Origin of the sequence: Actinotignum saccati, assembly GCF_051265055.1 — a bacterium.
GTDB lineage: Bacteria > Actinomycetota > Actinomycetes > Actinomycetales > Actinomycetaceae > Actinotignum.
Genome location: NZ_JBOZCC010000007.1, coordinates 1 through 26,632 on the forward strand (window position 1 = coordinate 1; position 26,632 = coordinate 26,632).

Genomic DNA, 26,632 nt, shown 5'->3' on the forward strand with positions numbered 1-26,632 from the left:
GAACCCGGTAGCTAAGGTTGTTTGCGCTGATGGTACTGCACTCGGTGGGGTGTGGGAGAGTAGGTCACTGCCGCCATGCTTTTGTATTGTGTGGGGTGTTAGTCCTGTTGGGGCTGGCACCCCACACACCCATTTAACCCGTAAGCACCAACAAGGCAAATGGGTGAATGAAGGCAGCGGAGAGTTCCCTCCAGGGTAGACGCGCCTTCGGGCGCCTATAGGCGGCGTTTCAGCTCCAAAAACAAGGGCATATCTCCAATCCAGCGTGCAGCGTAAAAAGTGGTCCGCACCTCAAAGTTGCGTCGTCGTCGACTAAAATAAAAAGCGCGCAATCGCGCACGGTCTACCCAATGGAGGAGATATGAAAGTAGCGCGTTACTACGGTAACCACGATATTCGCATCGAAGATATCGAGGAGCAGCCGCTTGAACCCGGCACTGTGCGGGTGAAGGTTGCTTGGTGCGGTATCTGTGGTACCGATCTTCACGAATACCTCGACGGTCCCATTTTCTGCCCCGCGGAAGGCCACCCGCATCCGATTTCCGGTGAGGAAGTGCCGGTCACCCTCGGGCATGAAATGTCCGGCGTTGTTGCCGAAGTTGGCGAAGGCGTGACGGACCTCGCGGCCGGCGACCACGTCGTCGTCGAACCGTATATTATCCGCGACAGTGTGGACACCGGTCCCGAATCGACCACGTACCACCTGTCCCCCGATATGAACTTCATCGGCCTGGGCGGCCGCGGTGGCGGCCTGGCCGAAAATATCGTCGTCAAGCGGCGCTGGGTCCACAAGATCCCCAACAACATTCCGCTTGACCAGGCCGCACTCATCGAGCCGCTCTCCGTGGCCGTTCACGGCGTGGACCGCGGCGATGTCAAGGAAGGCGATTTTGCCCTCGTGGGCGGGGCCGGTCCCATCGGCGTGCTCTGTTGCGCGGTGCTCAAAGCCAAGGGCCTCAAGGTCGCGGTGTCGGAACTCTCCGAACTGCGCCGCCAGCGTGCCGTTGATGCTGGCGTGGTCGATTACGCCTGGGATCCGCGCGAAGTCGATATCGTGGAAGAAACGAAGAAGCTCACCGGCGGCGTGGGCGCCAATGTTGCCTTCGAATGCACCTCGGTGGACGTGGTACTCAACCAGCTCATCGCGGCGCTCGGGCCGCGCGGCGTGCTCGTCAATATGTCGATCTGGGGCCACCAGCCGAATATTGATATGCACTCCGTGGTCATGAAGGAACTCGATGTGCGCGGCGTTATCGGCTACGTCAACACCCATCCGGACACGATTGAGCTGGTTGCCTCGGGCAAGATCGATCTTGCTCCGTTCATCACGGGCAAGATCAACCTGGAAGACCTCGTTGACAAGGGCTTCGACACCCTCATCAACCGCAATGAAACCGCGGTCAAGATCCTCGTCTCCCCGAACGGCGAAGGCGAAGACTAAAGCGGTCACTCCACGCGAGTGAGTTGTGCGACAGCGCCCGTGGTAGGGAAACCCGCCGCGGGCGCTGTTGCGTAGGTGTGGCCTTCTAAAGGCCGCGCATTTCCTCGGTGAGCGCCGGCCAGAACTTCCGGTGCTCCCGCCCGAAAGCCTGTGCGCCCAGGAAAACCCCGGCCTTGCCGAGTTCCGGATCCACCCACAGGAACGATCCCGATTGCCCGAAGTGACCGAAGGTGCGGGGCGAAAATGAGGGGCCTGTCCAATGTGGATCCTTCTGCCCGCGAATCTCCATCCCCAAACCCCAGGTGTTATTACGTTGCCAGCCGTAGCCGGGCAGCAGGCCGGGTAGGCCATCGAAATGCACGGTAGTGGCATAGCGTGCCAGTTCGGGGGAAATGAGGCGCGGGCGCAGCAGCTCCCCGGCGAACCGCGCCAGATCGCGCAGATTCCCCACCGCCGAATACGCCGGGCTCGCCTCCACCGCCACCGAACTCAGGCGCAGCGGCTCAATCACCGCCCGCCGCACCCAATTCTGGATCGAGATCCCGGTGCGTTTCTCCAGATAATCACCGAGCACCTCAAAACCGTAATTCGAATAAATGCGTTTCTCTTCCATCCCGGCCCGCACCGGACCTTCCTCCTCCGGCAACCCGGAGGCATGCGCGAGGAGGTGAACCACCGTGGAACCGGGAGGCCCGGCCGGATCATCAAAATCAGCCAGACCGCGCTCCACTGCAATGAGAGTCGCCCAGGCCACCAGCAGCTTCGTGACCGACATATACGGGTAGATCTCCCGGGTGTTCCCATAGGAAAAAGTGGTGCGCCCGGCGCCGTCAATAACACCGAGTGCATGCGGGAAGCTAAAAGAATCAGAAGCGAGGCGGTTATTGGGGCGGTTACCAGGGCCGTTATCGGGGTGGCTATCAAGCTGGCCATCGGGGCGGCTATCCGGGCGATTATCGGCGCTGCTAACGATGTTACTAACGGCGCTGCTAACGGTGTTGTTATCCACGGGCATGGCTCAAGTCTGCCATCTCCGCAGCAATCTGCAGGTCCGTGCAAGTTGCGCCACAGCGTGATAATAAACTTATCATGATGACAAAAGTATCTTCGTGTGTGTAGGCTGGGAACAGGCCACACTGATGTGGCGCTACACGGGAGGTTATGATGACCCTAGGAACCGGAGGGCTGATCGCAGTCCTCATAGCGGCGATTGTGCTCGTTGTTGTGCTCATCGTCGGCTTGAAATTACACGGCTCGATCGCCTTGACCATCGCGGCGATTACCGTCGCACTGGTCACGGGCGTGAAGCCCGCGGAAGTGGGCGATGTACTCGAAAAGGGCGTTGGTGGAACGCTCGGATTCCTCGTTCTTATTATTGGCTTCGGTGCAATTCTCGGAAAAATGCTGGAGGTATCCGGCGGGGCCGAACGCCTCGCCAAGGGCATGCTTCGAGTTTTCGGCGAGAAACGCGCCCCGATTGTTATGTCATTCCTCGGCTTGATCGCCGGTATCCCGGTCTTCGTGGAAGTTGGCTTCGTGCTCCTGGTGCCCCTCGTTTTCGTGGTGGCCAAGGAAGTGGGCTGCTCGAAGATCCGAGTGGGAGTGCCGCTGGCCATCTCCCTTATGGTGGTCCACTGTATCCTGCCCCCACACCCGGCCGCTACCGCTATTGCCGGTACCCTCGGTGCGGATATCGGCATGGTGATCATGCTCGGCCTCATCGTAGGGATCCCGGCCGCCCTCATTGGCGGCCCGCTCTACACTGGAATTGGGCTGCGCCAGCTTGAACGTGCACATGTCACCGCGGGCGCCGGCCAGGTAGGCGGCGTCGTCGCCGAAGGAAAAGCCGGCCCCGAATCAAAGGGAACCTCTGGTGACGCGCCCGCCGCGGGCGAAAATGTTCTCAAGAACGACGACGCGGATCGTTCCCTGCCCGGTTTCGGCATTACCCTGCTCACGATTCTGCTGCCGCTCATTATTATGGTGTGCCGCACCGTTGCGGATCAGACCCTGCCCGAAGAAAACGGCCTGCGCCAATTCGTGGACCTCGTGGGTAACCCGATTCTGGCGCTTCTCATTTCGGTGATTTTCGCGTACTTCTCGCTGGGGATTTCGCGGGGCAAGTCGCTTTCGGACCTGTCCTCGGTGACGGATTCCTCCTTCAGCCCCATCGGCGGGGTGCTCCTCATTATCGGCGCGGGCGGTGCCTTCAACGCGGTGCTTATGGCCTCCGGGATGGACAAGGCCATCGCGGGTGCCATGGGAAGCTTGCCCGTCAGCCCGCTGATCCTCGCGTGGCTTATTGCCATTGTGCTGCACTTCGCGGTGGGGAGCGCCACGGTCGCCATGATTTCCGCGGCCGGGATCGTGCTGCCGATGCTCCAGGCGTCCCCGGATCTCAGCCCCGCGCTTATGGCGATTGCGGTGGGCGCCGGCGCTATCGGCCTGACGCACGTGACCGATTCTCTCTTCTGGCTGTACAAGGAATATATGGGTATTTCGGTGGGGGATGCGCTCAAGACCCTCACCGTGGGCACCACCATCGCCTCGGTGGTGGCGCTGTGCATGACCATGCTGCTTCACCTGGTGATTTAGGCGCAGGATTCGCTGCACACGTATCCGCGGCTACACGATTAGCCGCCGCCGCACACTTATCCACCAATACATCTGAGAAAGGACTCAGTCATGACAACTATCGCTGGAAAAACGCTCGAACAGTGGGTGGAGGACTACCCGCTTATTCAGGACCTCGTGGGCCTCAAGGTCGCGGATTGGTTCAATCCGGAGGTGCTTCCCGCCGCGGAGGGCCTGGCAAAGGTCGGCCTGACCGTGGCCGATGTGGACGACGCCGCAGCTCGGCTCAAGCGCTGGGCTCCCTACCTTAGCCAAGTTTTCCCGGCCGCCCGCCCCACGGCTGGCATCCTGGAATCCCCGCTGGTCGCGGTTCCGACCATGCAGGCCAAGCTCGCCGAACGTAAGGGCGTGCAGATCCCGGGCCAGCTGTGGGCGAAACTCGATTCTCACCTGCCGATTTCCGGATCGATCAAGGCCCGCGGCGGTGTTTACGAAGTGCTCAAGCACGCCGAAGAACTCGCGCTGGAAGCCGGCCTCATCACCCTCGAGGATGACTACCGCAAGCTCGATACTGAAGAAGCCCGCAAGTTCTTCTCCCAGTACAAGGTGGCGGTGGGCTCTACCGGGAACCTGGGGCTGTCCATCGGCATTATGTCCGCCCAGCTAGGTTTCCAGGCCTCGGTGCATATGTCCGCGGATGCGCGCCAGTGGAAGAAGGATAAGCTCCGCTCCCACGGCGTGAACGTGGTGGAATACGAATCGGATTACTCGGTGGCGGTGGCTCAGGGCCGCAAGGAAGCCGAATCGGATCCCACTGCCTACTTCGTGGACGACGAGAATTCGCCTTCGCTCTTCCTCGGCTACGCGGTGGCCGCGCGCCGCCTGCAGGGCCAGTTCCAGTCCCTCGATGTCACGGTGGATGCCGATCATCCGCTGATCGCCTACCTGCCTTGCGGCGTGGGCGGCGGCCCGGGCGGCGTGGCCTTCGGTCTCAAGACCGTGTTCGGGGATAACGTGCACTGCATCTTTGCCGAGCCGACCCATTCGCCCTCCATGTTCCTCGGGGTGATGACCGGCAAGCACGACGAGATAGCGGTGCAAGATTTCGGCATCGATAACCTCACCGCCGCGGACGGTCTGGCCTGCGGGCGTCCTTCCGCTTTCGTGGGTTCGCGCATGCAGTACCTCATCGACGGCTACTACACCGTTGAGGACCAGACCATGTACGAAAACGTGGCGCTCCTGGCCCAGACCGAGGATGTGCGCATTGAGCCTTCCTCTTCCACTTCCTTCGAAGGGCCCTTCCACGTGCTCGCCGCCAGTGAGTACCTGAAGCGGGCGGGCCTGACCCCGGAGAAGCTCGCGGGTGCCACCCACCTCACGTGGATCACCGGCGGCAATATGGTTCCCGAAAAGGAGATGGATTCCTACATCGCCAAGGGCGAAGAGACCCTGTAAAGCAGGGCGGTTAGTCGGGGGTGCCACTCGTAGCGGTGCGCACCCCCGCACTATGCCCGTCATTTAAGATATTTTGTCAGAAGATACAGCAATGGGGCCGTAGGTAGGAAGGAGCCTGTGCCATGGAGGCAGCGGAACGCGATGAGGTGCCACGAGAAGTAATGACCCAAGAAGTCGGGTCCCAGGAAGTGGACTCCCGGGAAGTGACGTCTCGTGAAGCAATATCCCAAGAGGATAGCGAGTACGTGGCTTCCTTCAAGCCGCTGGTGGAATTCCTCGGGGTGGCGCTGGGGGAGAGCACCGAGGTGGTACTCCACGACGTGAGCGACCTGGACCATTCGGTTATCGCCATCGCGAATTCGCATGTCACTCAGCGCACCGTAGGTTCCCCGGCCACCGACCTCATGTTGCGGGTGCTGCGCGCCGGCGAAGGAACCACAGCCGATTACCTCACCGGCTACGAGGCGATTACGCCCGGCCGCGCGCGCACCTTGCGTTCCTCTACCTTCTTTATACGACGACGGGGCCGCATCATTGGGATGCTCTGTCTTAATTCTGACCAAACCGTGCTGCGGCAATTGGACGAAACAGTCAAAAAAATCGCCTCCCTGTATTTCCCCAATCCCGAACGACGCAAGGAGGCGCCGGCGGAAAAGCCGGAAATTTTGGCTTCTTCGGTTGCCGATATGAAAACGGCTGCCATGGAGTCGGTGCTCTCGCGTTACCACGTCTCGGTGGATCACCTCACCCAGGCCGAGCGCCTGGAAGTGGTGCGTTCGCTGGACGAGGACGGATTCTTCCAGCTGCGCGGGGCGGTAACCGACCTGGCGCTCGCGATGAATCTTTCCGAGCCGACGGTGTACCGGTACCTGCGCCAGGCGCGGGCCTAAGCAGGCGGTGCGCCGCGGGGCTGGTATGAGCGGGCCGAGTATGCGGGCATGAGCTGCCTGTGCAAGCGGGCCGGACTAGCCAGAGCGAGCCGCCTGGGCCCTCGGCACGTTTCGAGAGCTGTGAAACTCGATATCATGGCGGTATGACACGAGTGATTAAGAACTGGCTCACCGATATGGATGGTGTGCTCATCCACGAAGAAAAAGCGCTTCCGGGTGCCGCGGATTTCCTCAATAAACTCAACGAAAAAGAGTACCCCTATCTCGTTCTTACCAATAATTCGATTTTTACCCGGCGTGATCTTTCCGCCCGCTTGGAAGCGGCCGGGCTGATCGTTCCGGAAGATCATATTTGGACTTCGGCAGCTGCCACCGCGAATTTCCTCGCGGACCAGGTAGAGAATAAGCGCGCCTACGTGGTGGGTGAAGCCGGGCTCACTACCTCGATGTACAACGTCGGTTTCGTCATGACGAATGTCAATCCGGAAGTGGTGGTTCTCGGGGAAACCCGCACCTATTCCATCGAAGCCCTCACCACCGCGATCCGCCTCATCAACAAGGGGGCCCGGTTCATTGCCACCAACCCGGATGTGACGGGCCCGTCCGATCTGGGTCCGATTCCGGCAACCGGGGCGGTAGCCGCGATGATTACCGCAGCCACCGGCCGCCAGCCCTATTACGTGGGTAAGCCGAATCCGGTTATGCTGCGCAAGGGACTCAATCTCATCGACGCGCATTCCGAAGAAACCGCGCTGGTGGGGGACCGAATGGATACCGATATCCTCGCGGGTATGGAAGCCGGGCTGCAAACCCACCTGGTGCTTTCCGGCTCTACCGCGCAAGAGGAAATCGTTAACTTCCCCTACCGTCCGGATTACGTGCATCCCTCCATCGCGGAAGTGGCGGAGTTGCTCTAGCTGCTTCTTGTGTGGGTAACGATGACCGAATGAGGTCTTCTGGGTGCCGTTGCCTTGCGGGTAGCCGGTTTCCGCACCTTATCCGTCCGATTCTTCTCGGTTGCGCTAGTCGTGCAGATTGAGCTTGCGCTTGACAACCGTCGCTCACGTCTCACGCTTCGAGGGCTTCGAGTGCGAGGGCGGGGTTAGCACGCACCATGGCTTCCAGCTGGACCTCCTCCCATTTTTCGATGCCGTGATCGAGTGCTTCGCGTACCTCAGGTGTGCATGCCGCCCCGATCTCGTCAATAACGAAGAGGAGAACTTGTTCTAGGCAGATCTGGAACCAGCCCCGACCTGCTGGGAGGCAGATATCAGCAATCCGGGGAGCGCAGGGCTCGTTCTCAGGGCACTCGTGCGACTGGGGAGAATGTTCATCGTCCGGGAGTGTGGCTGATGCCCATTCATCACAGTGGGCGTGTATATGGATGTGTGCGCTGGGAATATTTGAGTGCGGGGAGCGCATATGATCCCAGTGCACCAAGGGCTCGCTGTTTTTTGCCCCCGGGAGTACCGAGAACATCGAATTATCGACAGTGAGTAAACCGGTTTCCTGATCAACGAAAACAATGTAGTCGAAACGGACAATAAGGAAACTATTAACGTGAATATCGCCAACCAGTCTTACTACAGGAAGATCTCCCTTCGTGGCCACCTGCTTCGATAGAGAAAATGCGGGATCGATCAGCTCCCCGATCCGCTGCAGGTGGGCCGCAAATTCATCGGTTCGCTTATCAAGCTTAACGTTCACCACGGTAATACTCCTCGAAATAATCTAAGCCTTCCATTTCGAAATAAGCTTCAGCCTCGTCTGGGCCGAGCTGGTAGTTATCGGCGCGTAGGTCAAATTCTTCGCGGGTCATTCTGACCTCCCGCAAGATTTCTTCCTTGCGATTGAGAACATCTTCAAGCGAGTTAAAGGTAAGATTTGGCGTTACTCTGCTTGCGCTGTCAATACTCATGGTCTCCCTCCTTTGGTTGCGAGTTCCGGGCGGTTTCCCGTCCGGCTCCGCCATTCTTGCATGGCGTCAAGGCGTAGCAAAGAGCCATGTACCGCCCTGTGGATAAGGGCGGCGTTTCGCGATTCTGTGGATAAATTCGAACCCGTTCTATACACCCGTCACTGACTCTCAAGCGCAACCTCGTGCACGGGCCCCAATGGCCGAATAATGAGATAGCACGGTAGGCACCCCACCCCTAAGTTACGCTACCGTAGGTAACGCGGCTGGGGTGCCTGTGTCCGGTGCACGGTTTCGTGTCCGTGCCCGGTATGTGGCTTCATACCCGTGCCCGGTGTGCGGCTTCGCGCCGCCGCCAGACTGCACAGGCCCGCCCCGCCGCGTTACCCGCCGGCCGCGCCGCGACGGGCGGTTTCGTGTAACGACGGAGAAATCATGCGTCAGGTTCATCCTTGGCGGGTGCTCGTCTGTGCCTGCCTGCTCACCTTTATCACCGGGTGTTCATACGTTTTCTCAATTTTCCAGCTCCCGGCCACCCAGCTCTACGGGCTGAGCGCGGCGATGGGCGCCTATACTCTCACCAATGCCCTCGCCCCGCTGCCAATGCTCTTGGGCGGGTACTTCATTGACCGCGGCCGCGCGGTCTGGACGGCAACCATCGGCGCACTGTGCGCGGCCATCGGCTGGGCCAGCGCAGCCTGCGCGAGCTCCCCGCTCCAGTTCGTGCTCGGCTACGGCTTCATCGGCGGCATCGGCATGGGCCTGGTCCTCACCTCCGCGCTGTCCAATACCCTGCGTTTCTTCCCGGGCCGGCGCGGGCTCATCTCCGGCATTATCTCCTGCGTGAACGGAGCCTCCGGCATCGTCATGGCGCCCCTGGCCCAGCGACTCCTCGACTCCAGCAATCTACGCACCACCCTGCTGGTTTTCTCCGGCTTCTACGCGGTGATCGCGTTCATCGTGGCCTTTAATTACCGCGCCGCCCCGGTGGAAGGCGTGGTCGCACCTGCTGCTGTCACCGCTAAAGAACCGGCCGCAGACTCCGCGCGAGCCGCCACCGAACCGGCACCCGTACCCGCCGCCGAACCGGCACCCGCACCCGCGCGCAACGCCCGTCCGTCCCTCACTACCCGCCAGATGCTCGCCACGCCCGACTTCTGGCTCATTTTCGCCATTTTCATCGCCGGGGCTTTCTCCGGCCTCATGATCGTTTCCAACGCAGCGCCCATCGCGGCGAAAATGTTCCACTTCTCCGCGGCCAGCGCCGCGCTTTTCGTCTCCCTCTACGCCTGCGCGGGCACCGCGGGGCGCTTCTGCTTCGGCTGGCTCGCCGACCACCTCGGCCACGCCCGCACCCTCGAAGTCACCTTCTGCTGCGACGCTTTCGGTCTACTCCTCCTCATCGCGGGCGGGCGCGGCCTCCTCGGCGGAGCAAGCGCAATCGGTGCAACGAACGGCACCCTCACCGGCGGCATCTTCCTAGCCGGTGGCCTCCTCGCGCTCGGCCTGAGCTACGGTGGCACCATCGCGATCATGCCCGCCTGCGTCATGGACCGCTTCGGGCCGCGTTGGCAAGGCATTAACTACGCGCTCGCCTTCACCGGTTTTTCGGTGGCCGCTATTTTCGCCCCGCGGCTCGGCGCTCAAATCGGTGCTATGTACGACGGCGATTACACCCGCGCCTTCCTCTACGCCATCATTGCCTCGGCCACGGGGCTGGGCTGCGCGCGGATTTTGTATCTGCGTACCCGCCGGCGCCGCGCCCAGATCACCCGCGCGGCCTAGCGTGGTGGGCACGCGCCACAGCCCCGCTGCCTAAGCCGCACGGGGCGCCGTGCCCGCCACAATCCCTCCGCCTAGCCCGCAAACTCCATAATGACCGGGACGTGATCGGAAGCACCTTTGCCCTTCCGCTCGTCCCGGTCAATGATGGAGCGGGTATGCCGGGCGGCCAGCGCCGGGGAAGCAAAACCGAAATCAATACGCATCCCGTGATTCTTCGGGAACCGCAGACGCTGATAATCCCAGAACGTGTAATCCGCGCCCTCGGCCACCCGGGTAATATCCGCGAGCCCCGCCTCCAGCAAGCTGGCCAGCGCCCCGCGTTCCTCCGCGGTGACATACATGCCTACGTTATTCCGGAAATAATCAATATCCCACACGTCCGTATCCCGCGGGGCCACATTCCAATCCCCCGCCAGCAGCAGCGGATACTCCGGCTCCTCGCCCAAGCGCGCGCTCACCGCCGCCCGCAAGGCACCGAGAAATTCCAGCTTGTAGTGGAAATGCGGATCCCCGTAGGCCCGCCCGTTGGGAATATACAGACTCCACACATTGACCGCGGCCGGCCCCGAACCCAGGCGTGCTCCCAGGGCACGCGCCTCCACTGTGGGCGCGTTGAGCAGCGCGCCGTCGTCGTCGACCTTAGAAAAACCGGGCTGACCGGGGAAGCCCACCTGCACGTTCTCGATTCCCACGCGGGAAAGAATCGCGACCCCGTTCCACTGGTTGAGGCCGGCGCAGGCGACCTCGTATCCGGCTTCTTCGAAAATTTCGCGCGGGAACTGCGCGGGCGTGCATTTCGTTTCTTGGAGGAGCAGGGCGTCCAGGTCCCAGCGTTCCAGGACGGCGCGGGCGCGTTCGGCGCGGGCGCGCACAGAATTAATATTCCAGGTGGCAATACGCATAGCACCAGTGTAGAGAGCCGCGGGCACGTTACCATAGCGGTTATGGGAAGTGCTCTTATTACCGGTGCCAGCGCCGGGCTCGGCCTGGAATTTGCGTGGCAGCTCGCGGCCGAAGGAAATGACCTCGTGCTCGTGGCGCGCAATCGGGCCCGTTTGGAGGCGATCGCGCGTGATCTGCGGCAGGTCGCCGGGGTGCAGGTGGAGGTGCTCGCGGCCGATCTTTCGCGGCACGACGACGCCCGGGTGGTTGCGCGCCGGGTAGCGCAGCACTCGCGGCCCATCGGTTTGCTCGTTAATAATGCGGGCTTTGGGCTGGGGCAGGAGTTTTCCACCGGGGAACTGGAGCGGGAAGAAGAAGCGCTTGACGTGATGGTCCGCGCGGTTCTTATCACGTGCCACGCGGCGGCACGGGAGTTTTCGCGGCGCGGCTACGGGGGAATTATTAACGTGTCCTCGATGACGGCCGGCACCGCGCAGGGCACCTATTCCGCGCATAAAGCTTGGGTGCGCACATTTTCCGAAGGGCTGGCCGCGGAACTGGCGCCGCATGGGGTCTCGGTCACCTGCGTGACCCCGGGGCTTATCCGCACCGAATTCCACGAGCGGGCCGCGGTGGACGCCAGCCAGTGGGCCGATCTGCTTTTTGCGCAGCCGGAAGCCGTGGTGAATGCCGCGTTGGAGGCATGCCGGCGCGGGCGGGTGCTCGTCACGCCCACCGCGCTCTACAAGGCGGCCGCCGCGGCGCTACGTTTCGCCCCGCGCGCCCTGGTGCGCACATTCGCGGGGCCGGGGCTGTCTGGGCGCAGCTAAAACAGACGTGCGGAAGTAGCAAGCGGCCCGGCCGCTTCGGGGAAGCTGCCGGGCGCGCTCGAGCTTAGAAACTACTGCCAAGCTTAGAAACTACTGTTTTCCGCGGGGGCCTTACGTGCCTCATCGGGCAGCTGGAGCGGCTTGGCCTGGCGGTAATCCCAACGCACCCGCGTTTCCGTGGGCAGGCCCTGGAAGTAGGCCGGGGCCACGATGGCCATTCCTCGCACCTCGTAGCTTTGCTTATCGATACGCACTTGGAGATTAGCGGAATCGCTCAGGTCCAAACCGGGCGAGGCTCCCTGCATTTCCTGCGCCATCGTCTCGGAAAGCGGGCCGACGATGAGGTAGTTCTCCGCGTCCTCAAAAACCTGGGTCTTCTCAATATTCGGGAAAATATCTTCCCCGCGGTAGGAGCCGGGCGAGGTGGGGGCATCCTCGGAATCCACAATATCGGCCAGGCTTTCCTCGGTTTTGCTCCAGAAACCGGCCATATTCGTATACACCGTAACGGTATCCGGCTTCGAACCCTCCCCGATCCACAGCGCGGTGGAGAGTTTGCTGGGCATGCCTTCCGCTTCCGCCCCGGGAATTCCGGAGGCGTCAATATCCATCTGCATGGCCATGAGGCGGGTGCTCGGATCTACATCGATATCAATATCGATGGTGGCGACCCCGGGGCCCTCACCTGGCACGTCCGCGGAAATCTCCATGGACATATCCATCCCGATGGCGGTGCCGAAGAAATCCTGCGAGCTTTTCGCAATAATCTCATCCTGCTTGGCAATGGCGCGTTTAATAATCTCACGGGCCTGAGCGTTATCGGATACCGGCGTGAACTGCCCGGTCTTCGAAATGCTTTCGTCAAAAATAGGCGCGCCGCCCGATCCGCCCCGGCCGTGCCCCTCGCTGATCGACGGACCGTGCTCGCCTTCCGAGGAGACCAGCGCATTATTCGCGCACCCGCTCAGGATCAGGGCACCGGCGGCCACCACCGCGAGAGGTTTCCACATCTTCGTCATCGCTGCTCCACTTCTTGGGTTTCCCGCACCCGGGCTCGGGGTGGCGAATCGTTTATTGCGCTTGCGTATACCACTGTACAAGGCCGACGGCGCCAACGAAACACGTGCCCCGGTGGCCAGCGGGTAAATGTGGCGCTTCCCCATGGTCGGGGCGGGAGCGCCGCTAGACTGGGGGAGTGACAGATTCTTCCCAGTCTTCTGATTTTCGTGATGACCTCAGCGCGCCCGCGGGCGAGGCTGCGCCTGCCGTGGATGCCGCGCCTGCCGCAGGCGCTGGCGATACCGCCGCGCTCACGGACGAGGCCGCTGAGCTGCCCGCGCACCGCATTCCGGAGCCGGGCGGCTCACCCTACGGTGAAAAACGCACGGTCGGGGTGGGGCCGCACCCGCTGCCCTGGCCGGACGACCCCCGCCTGGACCCGCAGCTTTTAGCGGAAGGTGACCACCGTAACGTCGTCGACGCATATCGTTATTGGAGCGTGGAAGCGATCAAGGCGGATATGGCGAGCCGGGCGGTCAGCGCCCATATCGCCATTGAAAATCTCCAGCACGACCTCAATATCGGGTCGATTGTGCGCAGCGCCAATGCGTTTAATTTCGGCGGCGTGCATATTGTGGGGCGGCACAAGTGGAATAAGCGCGGGGCCCTCGTCACCGACCGATACCTCACGATGTACTACCACCCCACCCCGGCTGACCTGGAGGAATGGGCGCGCGAGCATAAGTATCAGCTCATCGCCATCGATAACCAGGAGGGTGCGGTGCCCCTGGAGAAGTCCGAACTTCCGGAGAATTGCCTGCTGGTATTCGGGCAGGAATCCGCCGGAATTTCCCCCGATTTGCTCGAGCGTTGCGAGGGCGCGGTGGAAATCACCCAGGATGGCTCCACCCGTTCCCTCAACGTTGCCGCGGCCGCGGCCATCGCCATGCACTGGTGGGTTGCCCACCACGCCAATCACTAGCCCAGGAGGATCACGTGGTTACCCGCCTCAATGTTGAATTGACTCGCACCGTTGACGAGTCCTACCCGCTGCTTATCGGCACCGATCTGGCCGGCGAGCTGCCCGGCGTGCTGGAGGCGGCCGGGCTGGGCCGTTCCCGGGTGGCGGTTATTACCGATAGCACCGTCAATGAGCTTATTGGTGCGCAGGTGATGGACGTGCTCAGCCGCGCTTATCGCGGAGCGAACGGCGCCGGTGTGAGCGGTACCGGAGCGAACGGCGCGAGCGCGAACGACGCCGCGCAATTTCAGACCGCACAATCCCGCGCCCCGCAGCTCTTCGTTTTCCCGGCCGGGGAAGAACACAAAACCCGCGCCACCAAAGAACAGTTGGAAGATGCCATGCTCGCCGCCGGCTTCAACCGCGACACCGTGGTGGTGGCCCTGGGCGGCGGGGTGGTCTCCGACCTGGCCGGTTTCGTGGCCGCTACCTTCACCCGCGGGGTCCCATATATCACCATGACGACGACGCTCGTGGGCGCGGCGGATGCCGCCATCGGGGGCAAAACCGCGGTGGATACCCCGGCTGCCACCAACCTCATCGGGGCATTCCACCAGCCGCGTGCCGTCCTCATTGACGTGGCGCGCTGGGCAACGCTCACCGACTCACAACTGCGCGATGGCATGGGCGAAACTGTCAAGCACGCCTGCCTGGCCGACCGCGAATTCTTCGAGATTCTGGAAGAACACTTCGTGCAGCGCGGTCGGGGCGTGCGGGAGATGGTGGGCGATACCGAACTCAGCGGTTATATCGCCCGCCGCAATGCGGAAATCAAGGTGGAGGTGGTGCAATCCGATGTGCACGAAGGCAACCGCCGCATGGCCCTCAACCTTGGCCACACCATTGGGCGCGCCCTGGAAGCCGCGCTGGATTACGCCCTCCCGCACGGGGAATGCGTGGCGATTGGGCTGAATCTCCAGTGCCGGCTCGGGCTGCGCTACGGCTACCTCACCGCGGAGGAAGCCCAGCGGGTGGATACCCTGCTGCGCGCCATCGGGCTGCCCACCGAGCTACCCGCCGGGGTGAGTGTGGCGGATATTATGCGCGCCATGGGCCACGATAAAAAATCGTTGGGCGGGGCCATTCGTTTTGTTTTCCAGCGCGGCATCGGCGCGATGGAGACCTTCGCGGGCGGCAGTTACGCGCGGGAGATCCCCACCGCTCAGGTGCGCGAATTCCTGGAGGCCCAGCCGCGCCAGGAGCTCGCTTTCTAGTTCGCGTTTCCGGCCCGGCACCGCCCGCGCACTTTCGCCGTGCCAGGCCACCGCGCGCGAACCACGGGGCACGGTTTAGCGCAGCAGTACTTCGATTTCGACCTCGACAGGGGCGTCCAGCGGGAGCACGCTCACGCCGACAGCTGAGCGCGTATGTGCGCCGTCGCCGCCAAAAATCGCCCCGAAAAGTTCGCTGGCACCGTTCGCGACCTGGGGTTGCGCGGTGAAACTCGGGGCGGAGGCCACGAAAACGGTGACGTGCGAGATGCCGCGGATATTATCGACGCCGCCCGCAACCTCCGCGGCCGCCGCGAGGGCGTTAATCCCGGCGATACGCGCGTAAGAATAGCCGTCCTCCGCGGTGATCTCCGCGCCGAGCTTCCCGGTAGCCGGCAGCTGCCCGTCCACAAAAGGCAGCTGCCCGGAGGTTCGCACCGTATCCCCGTGCCGCTTGGCGGGAATATAGGCTGCCACCGGCGCGGCAACCGGAGGAAGGGTGATACCCAGGCTGGTCAAACGGGTGCTGATAGTGTCCATGCGTAGGCCTCTCGCGGAATCGTTGAGTGTGAGCGCGCGGAATACCGCGCCTGGTCATAGGTTAGCGCGAAGGTTACGGCTGCGCGAAGTTGCGGCGTCTCTGGTGGAACGACGGCGCAGCCAGCTCCCTGCGGGCTAAATTCCCGGTGGGCGTGCTTAGCCGTTTCCCTCGCGCAGGGAGTGAGCCAGGGGGTCGCGCCCCTCAAAAATGCGACGCCTCCAATTGCGTTCTTCCGGGTGGTGGCGCAGCAGGGCGCGGCGTTCACGTTCCGTCATCCCGCCCCACACCCCGAACATCATTTCCGCGTCCAGCGAATCAGCCAGGCAGTGCAGGCGCACCGGGCAGCGAAAACAAATCGAGCGGGCCTGGCGCTGGGCCGCGCCGCGCACGAAAAGCGAATCGGGATCGATATCGGTACAGGCGGCGGCATCTGCCCAGTGCGGATACAGGGCTAGTGTTGTGGTCATCTATCCCCCTCACTCCGGCGTGGTGGTATGCGACGGTGCAGTTCTTTACTGTTTTACGATCATAGTATTAGCGTTTTATGACGTGCGCTACTTTGGTCCGCCTTGTGGAGGGGTGGAGCGTGGGTAAGCCCGAGTAAGCCTGAGTAAGTCCGGGGAAGCGCGGGGAACCCCGGGGAAGCGTATGTCTCGTTTCTTTCGCCGCGCCGGGTCAGTATTCTTAGGGGTATGTCGAGTTCTAGCCCGAAAAAACAAGCGACCGGACGCCAAATCGGAACGTTCGTGCTGGCGCTGATCCTGGCTCTGTGCGGCGGGGGCGCCCTCATGGCCGGGATTGCGCTGCCTTTCGTTATGACGATGGGGACCACGGCCAATGCGGTGACCGGTATTTTCGACGACGTGCCGGAGGACTTAGGCTTCACTGAACCTTCGGAGCAGACGGTCCTGCTGGCCAAAGACGGATCGGTGCTGGCCCGGTTCTATATTGAAAACCGGATCAACGTGCGCTCCGATCAGATCTCGCAGCATATGAAAAACGCCGTCGTAGCAATTGAGGATCGGCGTTTTTACGAGCATCACGGCATTGACGTGCAGGGCACTGTCAGCGCGTTGGTCTCCAATCTCACCTCGGGCGGGCTGTCGGGCGGTTCGTCCATCACCCAGCAGTACGTGAAAAATGCGCTCCTGGAAGAGGGGCGTATCGCTGATGATAATGAGAAAATCAAGCGGGCTACTGAACAGACCATCGCGCGTAAAATCAACGAAGCTCGTTACGCCATCGCCGTCGAAAAAACGATGACGAAAGATGAAATTCTCACCGGCTATCTCAATCTTGCGCAATTCGGCCCCTCGCAATACGGCGTGGAAACTGCCGCGCAGCGCTACTTCTCCAAGTCCGCGAAGGATTTGACGGTGGTGGAAGCGGCCACGATGGCCGGGATCACCCAGAATCCGGCCCAGTGGGATCCGGTACGCCATCCGGAAGCGAATACCGAGCGCCGCAATGTGGTGCTGGGCGAGATGTACCGTTCCGGTTTTATTACCGAAGCGGAAATGAAGGAAGCTCAGGCCACCCCGATTGAGTCGTATATGCACGTTTCCGAGCAATCGGCCGGCTGCGGTTCGGCGGGTATTAGCGCCTACTTCTGCGAGTACGTGGTCAAGGATTTGCTCAATGACAAGGCGCTGGGTGCCACCCGCGCCGAGCGCACCCGCCAGCTCTACCGCGGCGGCAAAGTCATCCGCACCACCCTGGATTCGGCGCGCCAGCAGCAGGCTTATGACTCGGTGGTCTATCACCAGCCCGTGGATGATGCCTCCGGAATTGATGCCGCACTGGTGTCGGTGGAGCCGGGGAGTGGGCATATTGTTTCGATGGTGCAAAATACCCGCTTCGGGGTTCCGAATGACACGGATACCCGCATGACGCAGGTGAATGTGACGGCCCCGCAGGATATGGGTGGCGGTGCCGGTTTCCAGTCCGGATCAACGTTCAAGATATTTACCCTGGTGGAATGGCTGGATTCCGGGCGTAGTGCCTATGACGTGGTGGATAGTAGTGAGGGATTGCTGCCGCAGAGCTCATTCCAGGCTTCGTGTAAGAATCTAGCAGGTGAACCCTGGCCGGTGGGGAACCTGGGGCAGTCCAACCGCCCGCGCACGGTGCTAGAAGGTACTCGCATGTCCACCAACGGCACCTTCGCGCATATGGCCCAGAAGTTGGACCTGTGCCAGATCGCGAATAAAGCCCAGGCCATGGGCGTGGAACGTGGGGACAACGAGCCTTTCGATATTGTTCCCCCGATGATCCTGGGTACGAATAACGTCACCCCGCTTTCCATGGCGACGGCCGGCGCTACCCTCGCCAATGACGGTATTCGTTGCGATCCGATGTCCTATACCTCCATCGAGGAGCATGACGGCACGGTTATTTCCGAACGCAAACCCCAGTGCCAGCAGGCCATTTCCAAGGAAACTGCCCGCAAAACGAATGCGGTGCTTCAGCACGTGGTAGAACCCGGGGCAACCGGTGAGAATGCTGTGCTTCGTGGGCGCCCGGCGGCCGGGAAAACCGGAACTGCACAAAACGACTGGCACGCGTGGTTTATGGGCTACACCCCGCAGCTTGCCACTGTGACCTGGCAGGGGCATATAAGTGGCAATATTTCGATGTTTGACGCAGTTATCAAGGGGAAGAGGGAGTCGGAAGTCTACGGTGGCTTGTACCCCGCGCTGATGTTCTCCGATTATATGAACGCTGCTTTGGCCGGTCAGCCGGCCGTGCCCTTCCCGCAGCCCACCACCCCGATGCGGCGCCCGGCACCCGCCACGCGGGAGCCGGCCACGCCTTCGCCATCTCCCACGCCCGCGCCGGCGCCCGCGCAACCCGCGCCGGGGGAGCAGGGCGCGGTTCCGCCCGAGGCCGTTCACGAGGGTGAGAGCAACGAAGAATACGAAGAAGTCGAGGTTGTGGAAGAGTAGCCGGCGCTGCGTAGCCCGGGTGTCACGGCGTGGGCTTCGCGGCGCGAAACCCTGGCCGTGCGTGCTAGGCGGGCCGAGTTACGCGAGCCGGTGGCATTCCAGAAACCGCACACCGCGCGAGACAGAAGGTGGATACCGTGAGCGAAGCTGATCAGCATCGAATCCGACGCACCGCGCTCAAGGCTCTGGGCGCTGGCGTGGCAGCGGGCGCGGCCGCGGGTGCCGGGTGCCTGGGCTGGGCGCTGCACGAAGCACATCGCTACACTCTGCGCGAGCGGGTGCTGGTGCTGCCGCAGCTTGCGAGCACGGCAGGTGAGCTGCGCATTCTCCACCTCTCGGATATGCACCTGCTGCGCCGCCACCGGGCCAAGCAGCAATTCTTGAGCGACCTGGCCGAGCGCTGCCGCCCGGATCTCGTAGTTCTGACGGGCGACCATCTGTCCGAAGCGGGCGCCGTCGGCCCCCTTCTTGAGGCGCTGGCGCCGCTCGCTGGTATTCCGGGACTTTTTGTATACGGCTCGAATGATTATTTCGCGCCGGTTCTCAAGAATCCCTTGCGCTACGTGGCGCCGGGGCTCTTCCCGCCGCTCGCGGAGAAAGACGAACCGGATTTGCCCTGGGAGGAGATGACCGCCGGGCTGGAAGCTTTCGGCTGGGTCAATCTCAATAATCGGCGGGCGCGGCTGCTCGCGGCGGCCTGGGATATCGACGCAGTCGGCATGGACGACCCGCATATCGGCCGAGCCCGGATGCCGCGGCCCAGCGAGGCTACCGATACCGCGGAAGGCGCCGCGGCCTCGGATGAAAGTGCGGGCGCGGAACGTGAGCGGCGCACGAACGCTGGGCGTGGGTATCTGCGTCTCGGCGTCGTGCACGCACCGTATTGCGCCGCTCTCAACGCCTTAATGAACGACGGCGCAGCTCTGACGCTAGCCGGCCACACCCACGGAGGGCAGTTGGCGGTGCCTGGATTCGGAGCTTTGACCACGAATTGTGACCTCCCGCTGCGCTACGATTCCGGGCTTTTCGATTGGCCGTGTGGAGATGACGCTGGTGCTGGTGTTGGGCGGGGCGCGGGTCACGCGGGTCACGCGGGTGTGGGTCGCGCTGCGGGAGGTGACCGGGCTGCGGGAGGCGACCGGGCCGAGGAGCGCCTGCCCCTGCGCGGCGACGGCGTGCGCGTGCTCCGCGGTGGCATGGCGGTGAATGTGTCTGCTGGCCTGGGGACGTCGCCGTATACGCCGGTCAGGTTCCTCCGGCCGCCCGAAGCGATTCTGCTGCGGGTGCGCGGTGGCGCGGAGTGAACGTGCTGATCGGATAGCCGCTGGGTTGAGCTACAGGGAAGATGCCGCGCTACCTGTGAGTCACATAGCGTACTGGCCTGGTTGTACGCCAGATCACTAGATCGGATTTAGCTTTTTCCGCTGCGGAGGGCTATTATTATTGAGTTGCCAAAGCACGGGGTATGGCGCAGCTTGGTAGCGCGCTTCGTTCGGGACGAAGAGGCCGTGGGTTCAAATCCCGCTACCCCGACCATGTGATATCCCGCGTCATAGGTTCGCCTGTGACGCGGGATTTTCTCATATCTTGGTGATGCTCGCCGCGAAGCGGTCCGGAGAAACCCCCGTTACGAGAGCGATCATCCGGGCTTACCTGGAAGAGTGACCTCGGGATGGTCGGCTGGGAGGCGTCCCGTGCGTCGGGTAGGGCAACACTCCCGCCGCCCCGTAAAGAAGCGGGTTTTGGTTGCGTGTGAAGGCTCAACAGTGGGCCTGCAACAGGGTGCAAATCCACGCACCATTTTGGCTGGATTTCTGCACTGGGCTTGCACTACGCGACCCCGATGGTTCCCAATTTGCATCCTGTGGCATTCCTTCGGCGCTCAGCTTTTCCGGTTGGCGGGCACGGGGTGGTTTTCTGAGGTGTACTGCGGATGTTGTACATGCGAAGTACAGTTCTGCCAACACATGCCCGCTCGCCAGGTGCTGGTGTGACTGCTGAGGTTCGCGATGGCCGATAGCTGCGCCGTCGTACTAGAAGGGCTGCGCCGCAATGATCGGAACGGCACGGAAACGCGGCTGCGGTGTCGGCCCAACTGTGCCGTCGTACTAGAAGGGCTGCGCCGTCGTACCAAACCGTAAGGAAACGGGCCCGGAAGGCACGCGAACGCGGGCGGCCGGAACCCTGGACAGGGCCCAGCCACCCGCGTTCGCGTTAAATCTAAGTATGAAACGTGGAGACTAGTGGGCGCGGCGCTGCAAGCGACCAATCTCCAGGAGCAGCACGGCGCGACCTTCGAGCCGAATCCACCCGCGGGAAACAAAATCAGCCAGAGACTTATTGACCGTTTCACGCGAAGCGCCCACGAGGTGCGCGAGCTCTTCCTGCGTGAGGTCGTGCGCCACGTACACGCCTTCGGGGGTGCGCTCGCCGAAACGATTGGCCAGGTCGAGCAGCGCCTTCGCCACGCGGCCGGGAACGTCCGAGAACACCAGGTCAGCAAGATTCTCATTGGTATTGCGCAGGCGACGTGCCATTTCACGGAGCATCGACATGGCCAGCGCGGGGTGCTCCTCGATGAAATTCTTCATATCGCGATGCGCGAGGGAAAGTAGATGCGTCGGCGCAATGGCAGTGACGGTGGAGGAGCGAGCCCCCAGGTCAAAGAGCGAAAGTTCGCCGATGATTTCCCCGGGTCCGAGAACGGCGAGCAGATTTTCGCGCCCGTCGTCGGACGTGTGACTGAGCTTCACCTTGCCGTCGGTGACGATGTAAAGGCGATCACCCTGGTCGCCTTCGTGGAAAAGCGATTCGCCCCGCTTGAGGGACGTATCGCTCATCATCGCGCCGAGAGCGGCGAGACTTTCCTCATCCATGTCCTTGAAAAGGGGCACGGTTCGTAAAACGCTGGTATCCATCTCTAGCCTTCCTCCGATGTACTCAGAATATTCCTGAAGTAGTCTCATGTCACATTTTGCCATTATTCACGGAAAATGTCTCATACCCGGGCCGAGCGCTCGAGTTGAGAAAGGAAATCCAGCACGATATTAGTGAATTCGCGCGGAGATTCTTCCGGGATGAAATGCCCGGCGCCCGGCACGGCAATGAGCCGGTAGGAGCCGGTAGCGAAAGAACGATCATCAGCCCAGGCCCGCTCATTAATCATGCGATCGGCCAGGCCGCGCACCGCCCACACCGGCACATCCACGGGAGTGGAGAGGATATCGCGCCAGGCTTTTCCGGAGGGGCGGCGCCTCCATGTTGCGGTCCAGCGCAGTTGTTCGACGGCGCTCGCCGCCGCTTCCGGGAGGCGCATGGCAGCGGCGTACTGTTCGGCTTCGTCCGCGGCGCCGTGGCTGTGCGGGGCAGACCATTCCAGGAGCAGCCGGCGCATATTCCGGGCGTCCCCGAGCGCGCGCGGGGAACGATTCCCCAGCCGCGAGGTGAGTAAACCGAGCAGGCCGCGCGGGCGAATACCGCGTCCGAAATGCCGTAGCCCGAGCGGATGCGGGCTGGCTACCGTCACGAGCCCGGTAATAATATCGGGGGCCATGGCCGCCGCCGCCCACCCGAGCGCCGCATTGGAGCCGGCCGCCACAATCACCGCGGAGCTCGCCCCCAGGGATTCGGTGAGCGAAATAAGGTCCTGGGCCAGTTCGGGCCCCGATTGCACCGACGGCGTTTTATCGCTGCCGCCCACGCCCCGCAGATCCACGGCCGCAACTTCGTACCCGGCCTGCGCCACCGGCTCGATTTGGTGGCGCCAGGCGTACCAGTACTCCGGGTAGCTGTGCACGAATAGCACCAGTGGCGTGCGGGTCGAGTGGCTCCCGGCATAGGCCAGGTGGAATTGCGCACCGTTGGCCGTCACGAGGCGATGTTCCCACGGACCGGGGATCCATACGCAGGAATTATCGGCGGGAAGTGAGCTCATACGGTACCTTGTTACGCTCGGGCTGGGTAGGCTTTGGGTTCTCTAAGCGCGGGTTTTCTGCGCGCGGGTTTTTGCGCGGACTTTTCGTCGCCCCGGCTTTTTACGCTTCGTCTTCGGAGAGGCGGTATTCGCGCACCGTGAAAGCGCGGGCGCGCCGCGAACCGCGAGAGCGCGCCCAGTGCGCCGCGACTCCGATGGCCACCAGCACCGCGCCCAGTAGCATAAACCCACCGAACGCAAGGTCGTAGGCGAAGTGGTGCACGATATTATCCGTGATCGGCTTGAATCCTCCGATAAGCGAATCAAGCCAGTGCACCCCGCGCAGCGCATAACCGGGAAGCACAAGCCCCGCGAGACCGGCAACAGCCAAGATTGATCCCCACAGCAGCGCGCCTAGGGAGGACAGCTGCGCGAGCAGCGCAATAACCACGAGCAGCGCGATGCCGCCGACCATTTCGATGAGCGCCGCCACATTAACCGGGGCGGTTTCCAGGGCGATGGGACGAGCCAGGTGCAGGCGCGCCACCGCGTCCGAGATGAGATACCAGGTCAGCGGGAGCAGCAGCAGCGTCACCGCCGCGACCCAGATATGGGTCCACACCCGGCCCTTGGGGGCATCTGGAATCGGCTCCACTTCGGCGATATCCGCCCAGGTGCGCTGGTCTTCCAAGCTTTCCTCGCGCACGGCCGGGAAGACCGGGGCATCGAAGCCCACGGCGTGGGCGGCGGTGGAGGCTGCCGGTTCTGCGCCGGGTTCGCCGAACTCACCGGCCGGCGGGTAGAGCGCGGTTGCGGTCGCTTCCCCGGAGGCGTACGGGTCCGTGTTTGCGGTGGCGTACGGAGCTGAGCCTGCGGGGGCGTAGGGATCGGCGGTCGCGGGGTTCGCGGTGGCACCGGTTTCCGAGCCGGCGGACGCTGCGGGAACGGTTGCGGTCACCCCGGCTGCCTGCGCGAGGTTCGCGTATTCGCGGTCCGGGGCGGCGCTTTCCGCCTGGTAGCCATCATCGAAAGCTCCGGCTGCCAGTGATTCAGATACGGAACGACGCCGCGGCGCGGCTGGCTCCGGGGTTGATCCCTCCGGTGCGAGTGCTGCTGGCGTGGTGGGTTCGGCGGGGGTGGCTTCAGCAGGAAGTGTCGCTTCGGTGGGCTCTTCGCTGGTTGCCTGCGCGGCCTCGGCTTCTTCCGGAGTGAGCTGAGCCGAGGCGGCCTGCTCTGTTTCGGTGGTGGCGCCCTCGGGCTGGCTCGCGGTTTCGGGTTGGCCCGCGGTTTCGCCTTCGGGTTCCTTCATAGCGGCGCTCACGGGCGCGGAATCATTCAAAGAGGAGGGCTCGCTGGTGGCTTCCGCAGCGGGGTGAGCTGGCGGGAACGGAGCGGCGTCGTCGTTCGAAAAAACGGGGGCGGGAGCAGGAGGTTGAGTGGTGGGGAGGTAGGCGGTTTCTTGATCTGCGAGATGGTCCTCGGCAATGGGCTCGAGAATATCGTCATCATCCAGTGGCCGGCGCGACGCGGTAGTGTACGGGTCATTTGGCGTAGACATGGGTCCTCCCTTGATAGTTCTTTCTCAAAGATATGCCAGAAATCACGCGGATGTGGAGAATTTCGGCGGTGTGCCATAAAGCGGGCGGTGTGACGTGAGCCGGGCGTGCGTATCCACAGAACCGTTCGTGTAGGGGGTTATCCACAGCGGCGCACAACCAGGCTGCGGAGGTGTGCTGGGCACGGCAAGCTCGGGGTATGACTTCTTCTCGTGTTTTATCTCCTGGTGTTTCGGCTGCTGGTGCTATCTCCGGTGCCGCTGCCGGAAAGTCGTCCGGTGCCGCTGCCGGAAAGTCGTCCGGTGCCGCTGCCGGAAAGTCGTCCGGTGCCGCTGCTTCGGGCGGTGCTTCGCTCGCGCCCCTTATCTCCGCGGTCCCGCGTGAGCTCGTCTCCCTCGTCTGCGAGCATGAGGAGGTTTTGCGGGAGGTGGAGGCGGTCACGGAACTGGCCGGAATACAGGTGGCGCGCGGCTCACCGGAGGTAGCTGCCCCGCCGGCCGTGCTCGAATTGGAGGAACTCCCGACGGCCCTGCCCACGGTCCGCGCGCGCTTCCACCCGGTGCTGGCCAGCTATTTTCCGCGCGGATCGGTGGTGCTGGAACTCCCGCGCCAAGCCGAAGATCTCCTCGAACTTGTGCTGGCGGCCGGGCAAACTCGGCGCGGGCGCATTATCGGGCTTGCCGGGGTGCGCGGCGGACTCGGGGTATCGATGATCACGGCCTGGCTCGCCTCGCTGAGTATCACGCGTACCGCCGTGGTGGATGCGGATCCGCTTTCGGCCGGGCTCGAAATCCTCATGGGATTCCGGGACAAACGCGGGGTGCGCTGGGCTGATATTGCCCAAGCCGAAGGCACGCTGATCCCGCAGCGGCTTCGGGCGGCCCTGCCCTCGCGCGGGCAGCTGAGCCTGCTGAGCGCGGACGTTCGCGGCGGAGCGCCACCGAACGGCGAGGCGGTGCCGCACGCCATTGACGCGCTCTCCCAAGCGAACGACACCACCTATGTGGATCTCCCGCGCAGCTCCTTGCTGCCGGGCACCGGGCCGGCCAGCTGGCGGGCCTGGTGCGATGCGGTGGTCCTCGTGACCGGGGTAACCGACCGCGATGCCCAAGCCATACCTAGAATTCTGCGGGACCTGGGGGAGAACACGCCCGTGGTCATCGCGGCGCGATGCTCCCACAAAGTGGAGGCGCAGGCCTTCGGTCTGGATATTGGTCAGGAGGTGCTTCCGGTGCGGTGTCTGCGCGGAATGGATGAAGACCTCTCCCACGGAGTTGCGGTAGGTGAACAGCGCCGCTCTGTTGCGGCGCGTGATATCACGCAGCTCGCCGCACATCTCGATGCGGTACTGGTAGGCGGATAAGGGGTGAAAAGATGGGTAGCCTGCGCGAACTACGCGAACTAGGTGTGGTTTCGGCCCGCTCGGAGTTAGCCGGTGCCCGCGGAAAGCTGGCCGGTGCCCGCGCGGATGAGATCCGCAACCACGGGGGTGTGGGCGGTGCTCGCGGTGATCTGGCCCGTACCCGCCGGGAATTAGCCCGCGGCATCAGCGTGCCCAAGGTGCTCTCCGCGGTGGCACCCCACGCGATAGAAATCAAACATGTGCTGGGAGCGGCCCGCGATATTAACGCGGTGGCCCGCGGCTGGGGCCCGCACCTGCGGCGCGTGATTGAAGACCCCACAGTCACCGATATTTTAATCAACGGCGGCACCGGGGTATGGCTGGATCGCGGAACCGGACTGGAACGCGACGAACCCTTGAGCGCCCTGCTGTCCGACGCGGGGGAGGTGCGCGCACTCGCGGTGCGTTTAGCTGCCAGCGCCGGCCAACGTTTGGACGACGCCGCTCCTATCGCCGACGGCACCTTCTCCAATGGAACGCGCCTGCACGCGGTCCTCGCCCCACTGGCCGCAGAAGGCGCCGCTATCTCACTGCGTACCCAACGGGCCCGCACCTTCACGCTCGCCGAACTCGAGGCTGCCGGCACGTTTCCTGCTGCCCTCACCCCGGTATTGACAGCCCTGGTGGAGCGACGCGCCAACGTTATGGTGGCGGGCGCTACCGGCTCGGGGAAAACCACATTATTGGCCTCCCTGCTCAGCTGTGTGCCAGCCACCGAACGGCTCATCATTATCGAGGAAGCCGCGGAATTACGCCCCGCGCACCCGCATGTGCTGCACCTGCAAATCCGGCGCCCCAATGTGGAAGGCCACGGCGAAATCACCATGACCCAATTGGTGCGGGCCGCTTTGCGGATGCGCCCGGATCGGATTGTGGTGGGGGAATGCCGCGGTGAAGAAGTGCGCGAGGTCCTCACCGCACTTAATACCGGGCATGAAGGAGGATGGGCCACTATTCACGCCAATTCGGCACGCGATGTTCCCGCCCGGCTCGTGGCCCTCGGTGCGTTGGCCGGAATGTCCGCAGCGGTGGTTGCCGCCCAAGCGGTCGCGGCCCTCGACGCCATTATTTCCATTGAGCGCCACGGGCCAACCCGGCGCATTACCCACGTGGCGACCCTCCGCAGCCACCACGGCGATCTTGAGGCTCCGGATGCTTTGACTATCGGCGCTGACGGCACCATCCGTGCCGGCCCCGGGTGGGCCACCCTGGGCCCGCGTTTAGGGCTGGAGGGAACATGGTAATTCTGGTTATTTTCGGAATCCTGCT

23 protein-coding genes and 1 tRNA gene are annotated in these 26,632 nt (G+C 62.9%); 14 read left to right on the forward strand and 10 right to left on the reverse strand.

The window, feature by feature from the left end; genetic code table 11:
* Nucleotides 1–361: 361 nt before the first annotated feature.
* Nucleotides 362–1,441: a 2,3-butanediol dehydrogenase gene (locus tag ACRQEC_RS06655; RefSeq protein ID WP_284890331.1), complete on the forward strand. Its 1,080-nt coding sequence runs from the start codon at nucleotides 362–364 to the stop codon at nucleotides 1,439–1,441.
* A gap of 85 nt (nucleotides 1,442–1,526) precedes the next feature.
* On the opposite strand, the gene ACRQEC_RS06660 is transcribed toward ACRQEC_RS06655, so the two are convergent.
* Nucleotides 1,527–2,456: a serine hydrolase domain-containing protein gene (locus tag ACRQEC_RS06660; protein ID WP_284890332.1), complete on the reverse strand. Its 930-nt coding sequence runs from the start codon at nucleotides 2,454–2,456 to the stop codon at nucleotides 1,527–1,529.
* A 146-nt stretch (nucleotides 2,457–2,602) separates the two neighbouring features.
* Here ACRQEC_RS06660 and ACRQEC_RS06665 point away from each other — a divergent pair, with 146 nt between their 5' ends.
* From ACRQEC_RS06665 to ACRQEC_RS06680, 4 genes are all read left to right on the forward strand, one after another.
* Nucleotides 2,603–4,036: a GntT/GntP/DsdX family permease gene (locus tag ACRQEC_RS06665; protein WP_284890333.1), complete on the forward strand. Its 1,434-nt coding sequence runs from the start codon at nucleotides 2,603–2,605 to the stop codon at nucleotides 4,034–4,036.
* Between the two features lie 90 nt (nucleotides 4,037–4,126).
* Nucleotides 4,127–5,473: a D-serine ammonia-lyase gene (locus ACRQEC_RS06670; protein WP_284890334.1), complete on the forward strand. Its 1,347-nt coding sequence runs from the start codon at nucleotides 4,127–4,129 to the stop codon at nucleotides 5,471–5,473.
* Nucleotides 5,474–5,595: 122 nt separating this feature from the next.
* Nucleotides 5,596–6,363, forward strand: coding sequence for a helix-turn-helix transcriptional regulator (locus tag ACRQEC_RS06675; protein WP_284890335.1), 768 nt, complete (start codon nucleotides 5,596–5,598; stop codon nucleotides 6,361–6,363).
* A gap of 143 nt (nucleotides 6,364–6,506) precedes the next feature.
* Nucleotides 6,507–7,280 (forward strand): HAD-IIA family hydrolase, encoded by a 774-nt coding sequence (locus ACRQEC_RS06680; protein WP_026429073.1) that lies wholly within the window; start codon nucleotides 6,507–6,509, stop codon nucleotides 7,278–7,280.
* 151 nt (nucleotides 7,281–7,431) lie between these two features.
* On the opposite strand, the gene ACRQEC_RS06685 is transcribed toward ACRQEC_RS06680, so the two are convergent.
* Both ACRQEC_RS06685 and ACRQEC_RS06690 read right to left on the reverse strand, forming a co-directional pair.
* Nucleotides 7,432–8,073, reverse strand: a complete 642-nt coding sequence (locus tag ACRQEC_RS06685) for a hypothetical protein (protein ID WP_284890336.1) — start codon at nucleotides 8,071–8,073, stop codon at nucleotides 7,432–7,434.
* Complete coding sequence (locus tag ACRQEC_RS06690; protein WP_284890337.1) at nucleotides 8,060–8,281, reverse strand: hypothetical protein; 222 nt, start codon at nucleotides 8,279–8,281, stop codon at nucleotides 8,060–8,062. Before ACRQEC_RS06690 ends, ACRQEC_RS06685 begins: the two co-directional genes overlap by 14 nt.
* Before the next feature lie 432 nt (nucleotides 8,282–8,713).
* Here ACRQEC_RS06690 and ACRQEC_RS06695 point away from each other — a divergent pair, with 432 nt between their 5' ends.
* Entirely contained in the window at nucleotides 8,714–10,063 is a 1,350-nt protein-coding gene (locus ACRQEC_RS06695; protein ID WP_284890338.1) for an MFS transporter, read from the forward strand.
* 71 nt (nucleotides 10,064–10,134) lie between these two features.
* Here ACRQEC_RS06695 and ACRQEC_RS06700 read toward each other — a convergent pair whose 3' ends face one another.
* Nucleotides 10,135–10,965, reverse strand: coding sequence for an exodeoxyribonuclease III (locus ACRQEC_RS06700; RefSeq protein WP_284890339.1), 831 nt, complete (start codon nucleotides 10,963–10,965; stop codon nucleotides 10,135–10,137).
* 42 nt (nucleotides 10,966–11,007) lie between these two features.
* On the opposite strand from ACRQEC_RS06700, the gene ACRQEC_RS06705 reads away from it, so the two are divergent.
* The gene (locus ACRQEC_RS06705) at nucleotides 11,008–11,775 is read left to right on the forward strand and encodes an SDR family NAD(P)-dependent oxidoreductase (RefSeq protein ID WP_284890340.1); all 768 of its coding nucleotides are present in this window, start codon (nucleotides 11,008–11,010) and stop codon (nucleotides 11,773–11,775) included.
* Nucleotides 11,776–11,858: 83 nt separating this feature from the next.
* Here the strand turns inward: ACRQEC_RS06705 and ACRQEC_RS06710 are convergent, their stop codons facing one another.
* On the reverse strand, nucleotides 11,859–12,794 hold the full coding sequence (locus ACRQEC_RS06710; protein WP_284890342.1) for a hypothetical protein: 936 nt from the start codon (nucleotides 12,792–12,794) through the stop codon (nucleotides 11,859–11,861).
* Between the two features lie 176 nt (nucleotides 12,795–12,970).
* Between ACRQEC_RS06710 and ACRQEC_RS06715 the strand changes: the two genes are divergently transcribed.
* Nucleotides 12,971–13,756, forward strand: coding sequence for a TrmH family RNA methyltransferase (locus tag ACRQEC_RS06715; RefSeq protein WP_407707015.1), 786 nt, complete (start codon nucleotides 12,971–12,973; stop codon nucleotides 13,754–13,756).
* Nucleotides 13,757–13,770: 14 nt separating this feature from the next.
* Complete coding sequence (aroB, locus tag ACRQEC_RS06720) at nucleotides 13,771–15,009, forward strand: 3-dehydroquinate synthase (RefSeq protein ID WP_284890343.1); 1,239 nt, start codon at nucleotides 13,771–13,773, stop codon at nucleotides 15,007–15,009.
* A 75-nt stretch (nucleotides 15,010–15,084) separates the two neighbouring features.
* On the opposite strand, the gene ACRQEC_RS06725 is transcribed toward aroB, so the two are convergent.
* Nucleotides 15,085–15,546, reverse strand: coding sequence for a RidA family protein (locus ACRQEC_RS06725; RefSeq protein ID WP_284890344.1), 462 nt, complete (start codon nucleotides 15,544–15,546; stop codon nucleotides 15,085–15,087).
* 156 nt (nucleotides 15,547–15,702) lie between these two features.
* Entirely contained in the window at nucleotides 15,703–16,014 is a 312-nt protein-coding gene (locus ACRQEC_RS06730) for a WhiB family transcriptional regulator (RefSeq protein ID WP_026429063.1), read from the reverse strand.
* A gap of 225 nt (nucleotides 16,015–16,239) precedes the next feature.
* On the opposite strand from ACRQEC_RS06730, the gene ACRQEC_RS06735 reads away from it, so the two are divergent.
* The 3 genes from ACRQEC_RS06735 (at nucleotide 16,240) to ACRQEC_RS06745 (ending at nucleotide 20,028) form a co-directional block, all read left to right on the forward strand.
* Nucleotides 16,240–18,492, forward strand: a complete 2,253-nt coding sequence (locus tag ACRQEC_RS06735) for a transglycosylase domain-containing protein (RefSeq protein WP_284890345.1) — start codon at nucleotides 16,240–16,242, stop codon at nucleotides 18,490–18,492.
* Nucleotides 18,493–18,629: 137 nt separating this feature from the next.
* Nucleotides 18,630–19,796 (forward strand): metallophosphoesterase, encoded by a 1,167-nt coding sequence (locus ACRQEC_RS06740; protein ID WP_284890346.1) that lies wholly within the window; start codon nucleotides 18,630–18,632, stop codon nucleotides 19,794–19,796.
* A 155-nt stretch (nucleotides 19,797–19,951) separates the two neighbouring features.
* Nucleotides 19,952–20,028, forward strand: a tRNA-Pro gene (locus ACRQEC_RS06745).
* Between the two features lie 704 nt (nucleotides 20,029–20,732).
* Here ACRQEC_RS06745 and ACRQEC_RS06750 read toward each other — a convergent pair.
* From ACRQEC_RS06750 to ACRQEC_RS06760, 3 genes are all read right to left on the reverse strand, one after another.
* Entirely contained in the window at nucleotides 20,733–21,410 is a 678-nt protein-coding gene (locus ACRQEC_RS06750) for a Crp/Fnr family transcriptional regulator (RefSeq protein WP_026429058.1), read from the reverse strand.
* A gap of 80 nt (nucleotides 21,411–21,490) precedes the next feature.
* On the reverse strand, nucleotides 21,491–22,426 hold the full coding sequence (locus ACRQEC_RS06755) for an alpha/beta fold hydrolase (protein WP_284890347.1): 936 nt from the start codon (nucleotides 22,424–22,426) through the stop codon (nucleotides 21,491–21,493).
* Between the two features lie 100 nt (nucleotides 22,427–22,526).
* Nucleotides 22,527–23,963, reverse strand: a complete 1,437-nt coding sequence (locus tag ACRQEC_RS06760; protein ID WP_284890348.1) for a hypothetical protein — start codon at nucleotides 23,961–23,963, stop codon at nucleotides 22,527–22,529.
* Nucleotides 23,964–24,160: 197 nt separating this feature from the next.
* Between ACRQEC_RS06760 and ACRQEC_RS06765 the strand changes: the two genes are divergently transcribed.
* Nucleotides 24,161–25,324: a CpaE-like family protein gene (locus ACRQEC_RS06765; RefSeq protein ID WP_435734864.1), complete on the forward strand. Its 1,164-nt coding sequence runs from the start codon at nucleotides 24,161–24,163 to the stop codon at nucleotides 25,322–25,324.
* A gap of 11 nt (nucleotides 25,325–25,335) precedes the next feature.
* Complete coding sequence (locus ACRQEC_RS06770; RefSeq protein ID WP_284890350.1) at nucleotides 25,336–26,607, forward strand: TadA family conjugal transfer-associated ATPase; 1,272 nt, start codon at nucleotides 25,336–25,338, stop codon at nucleotides 26,605–26,607.
* Nucleotides 26,608–26,632 lie beyond the last annotated feature (25 nt).

What these genes read in the sequence shown, in the direction of transcription:
- ACRQEC_RS06655 (WP_284890331.1), top strand. Translation starts at nt 362, where the DNA reads ATGAAAGTAGCGCGTTACTACGGTAACCACGATATTCGCATCGAAGAT.
- ACRQEC_RS06660 (WP_284890332.1), bottom strand. Translation starts at nt 2,456, where the DNA reads ATGCCCGTGGATAACAACACCGTTAGCAGCGCCGTTAGTAACATCGTT.
- ACRQEC_RS06665 (WP_284890333.1), top strand. Translation starts at nt 2,603, where the DNA reads ATGATGACCCTAGGAACCGGAGGGCTGATCGCAGTCCTCATAGCGGCG.
- ACRQEC_RS06670 (WP_284890334.1), top strand. Translation starts at nt 4,127, where the DNA reads ATGACAACTATCGCTGGAAAAACGCTCGAACAGTGGGTGGAGGACTAC.
- ACRQEC_RS06675 (WP_284890335.1), top strand. Translation starts at nt 5,596, where the DNA reads ATGGAGGCAGCGGAACGCGATGAGGTGCCACGAGAAGTAATGACCCAA.
- ACRQEC_RS06680 (WP_026429073.1), top strand. Translation starts at nt 6,507, where the DNA reads ATGACACGAGTGATTAAGAACTGGCTCACCGATATGGATGGTGTGCTC.
- ACRQEC_RS06690 (WP_284890337.1), bottom strand. Translation starts at nt 8,281, where the DNA reads ATGAGTATTGACAGCGCAAGCAGAGTAACGCCAAATCTTACCTTTAAC.
- ACRQEC_RS06695 (WP_284890338.1), top strand. Translation starts at nt 8,714, where the DNA reads ATGCGTCAGGTTCATCCTTGGCGGGTGCTCGTCTGTGCCTGCCTGCTC.
- ACRQEC_RS06700 (WP_284890339.1), bottom strand. Translation starts at nt 10,965, where the DNA reads ATGCGTATTGCCACCTGGAATATTAATTCTGTGCGCGCCCGCGCCGAA.
- ACRQEC_RS06705 (WP_284890340.1), top strand. Translation starts at nt 11,008, where the DNA reads ATGGGAAGTGCTCTTATTACCGGTGCCAGCGCCGGGCTCGGCCTGGAA.
- ACRQEC_RS06710 (WP_284890342.1), bottom strand. Translation starts at nt 12,794, where the DNA reads ATGACGAAGATGTGGAAACCTCTCGCGGTGGTGGCCGCCGGTGCCCTG.
- ACRQEC_RS06725 (WP_284890344.1), bottom strand. Translation starts at nt 15,546, where the DNA reads ATGGACACTATCAGCACCCGTTTGACCAGCCTGGGTATCACCCTTCCT.
- ACRQEC_RS06730 (WP_026429063.1), bottom strand. Translation starts at nt 16,014, where the DNA reads ATGACCACAACACTAGCCCTGTATCCGCACTGGGCAGATGCCGCCGCC.
- ACRQEC_RS06735 (WP_284890345.1), top strand. Translation starts at nt 16,240, where the DNA reads ATGTCGAGTTCTAGCCCGAAAAAACAAGCGACCGGACGCCAAATCGGA.
- ACRQEC_RS06750 (WP_026429058.1), bottom strand. Translation starts at nt 21,410, where the DNA reads ATGGATACCAGCGTTTTACGAACCGTGCCCCTTTTCAAGGACATGGAT.
- ACRQEC_RS06755 (WP_284890347.1), bottom strand. Translation starts at nt 22,426, where the DNA reads ATGAGCTCACTTCCCGCCGATAATTCCTGCGTATGGATCCCCGGTCCG.
- ACRQEC_RS06760 (WP_284890348.1), bottom strand. Translation starts at nt 23,963, where the DNA reads ATGTCTACGCCAAATGACCCGTACACTACCGCGTCGCGCCGGCCACTG.
- ACRQEC_RS06765 (WP_435734864.1), top strand. Translation starts at nt 24,161, where the DNA reads ATGACTTCTTCTCGTGTTTTATCTCCTGGTGTTTCGGCTGCTGGTGCT.
- ACRQEC_RS06770 (WP_284890350.1), top strand. Translation starts at nt 25,336, where the DNA reads ATGGGTAGCCTGCGCGAACTACGCGAACTAGGTGTGGTTTCGGCCCGC.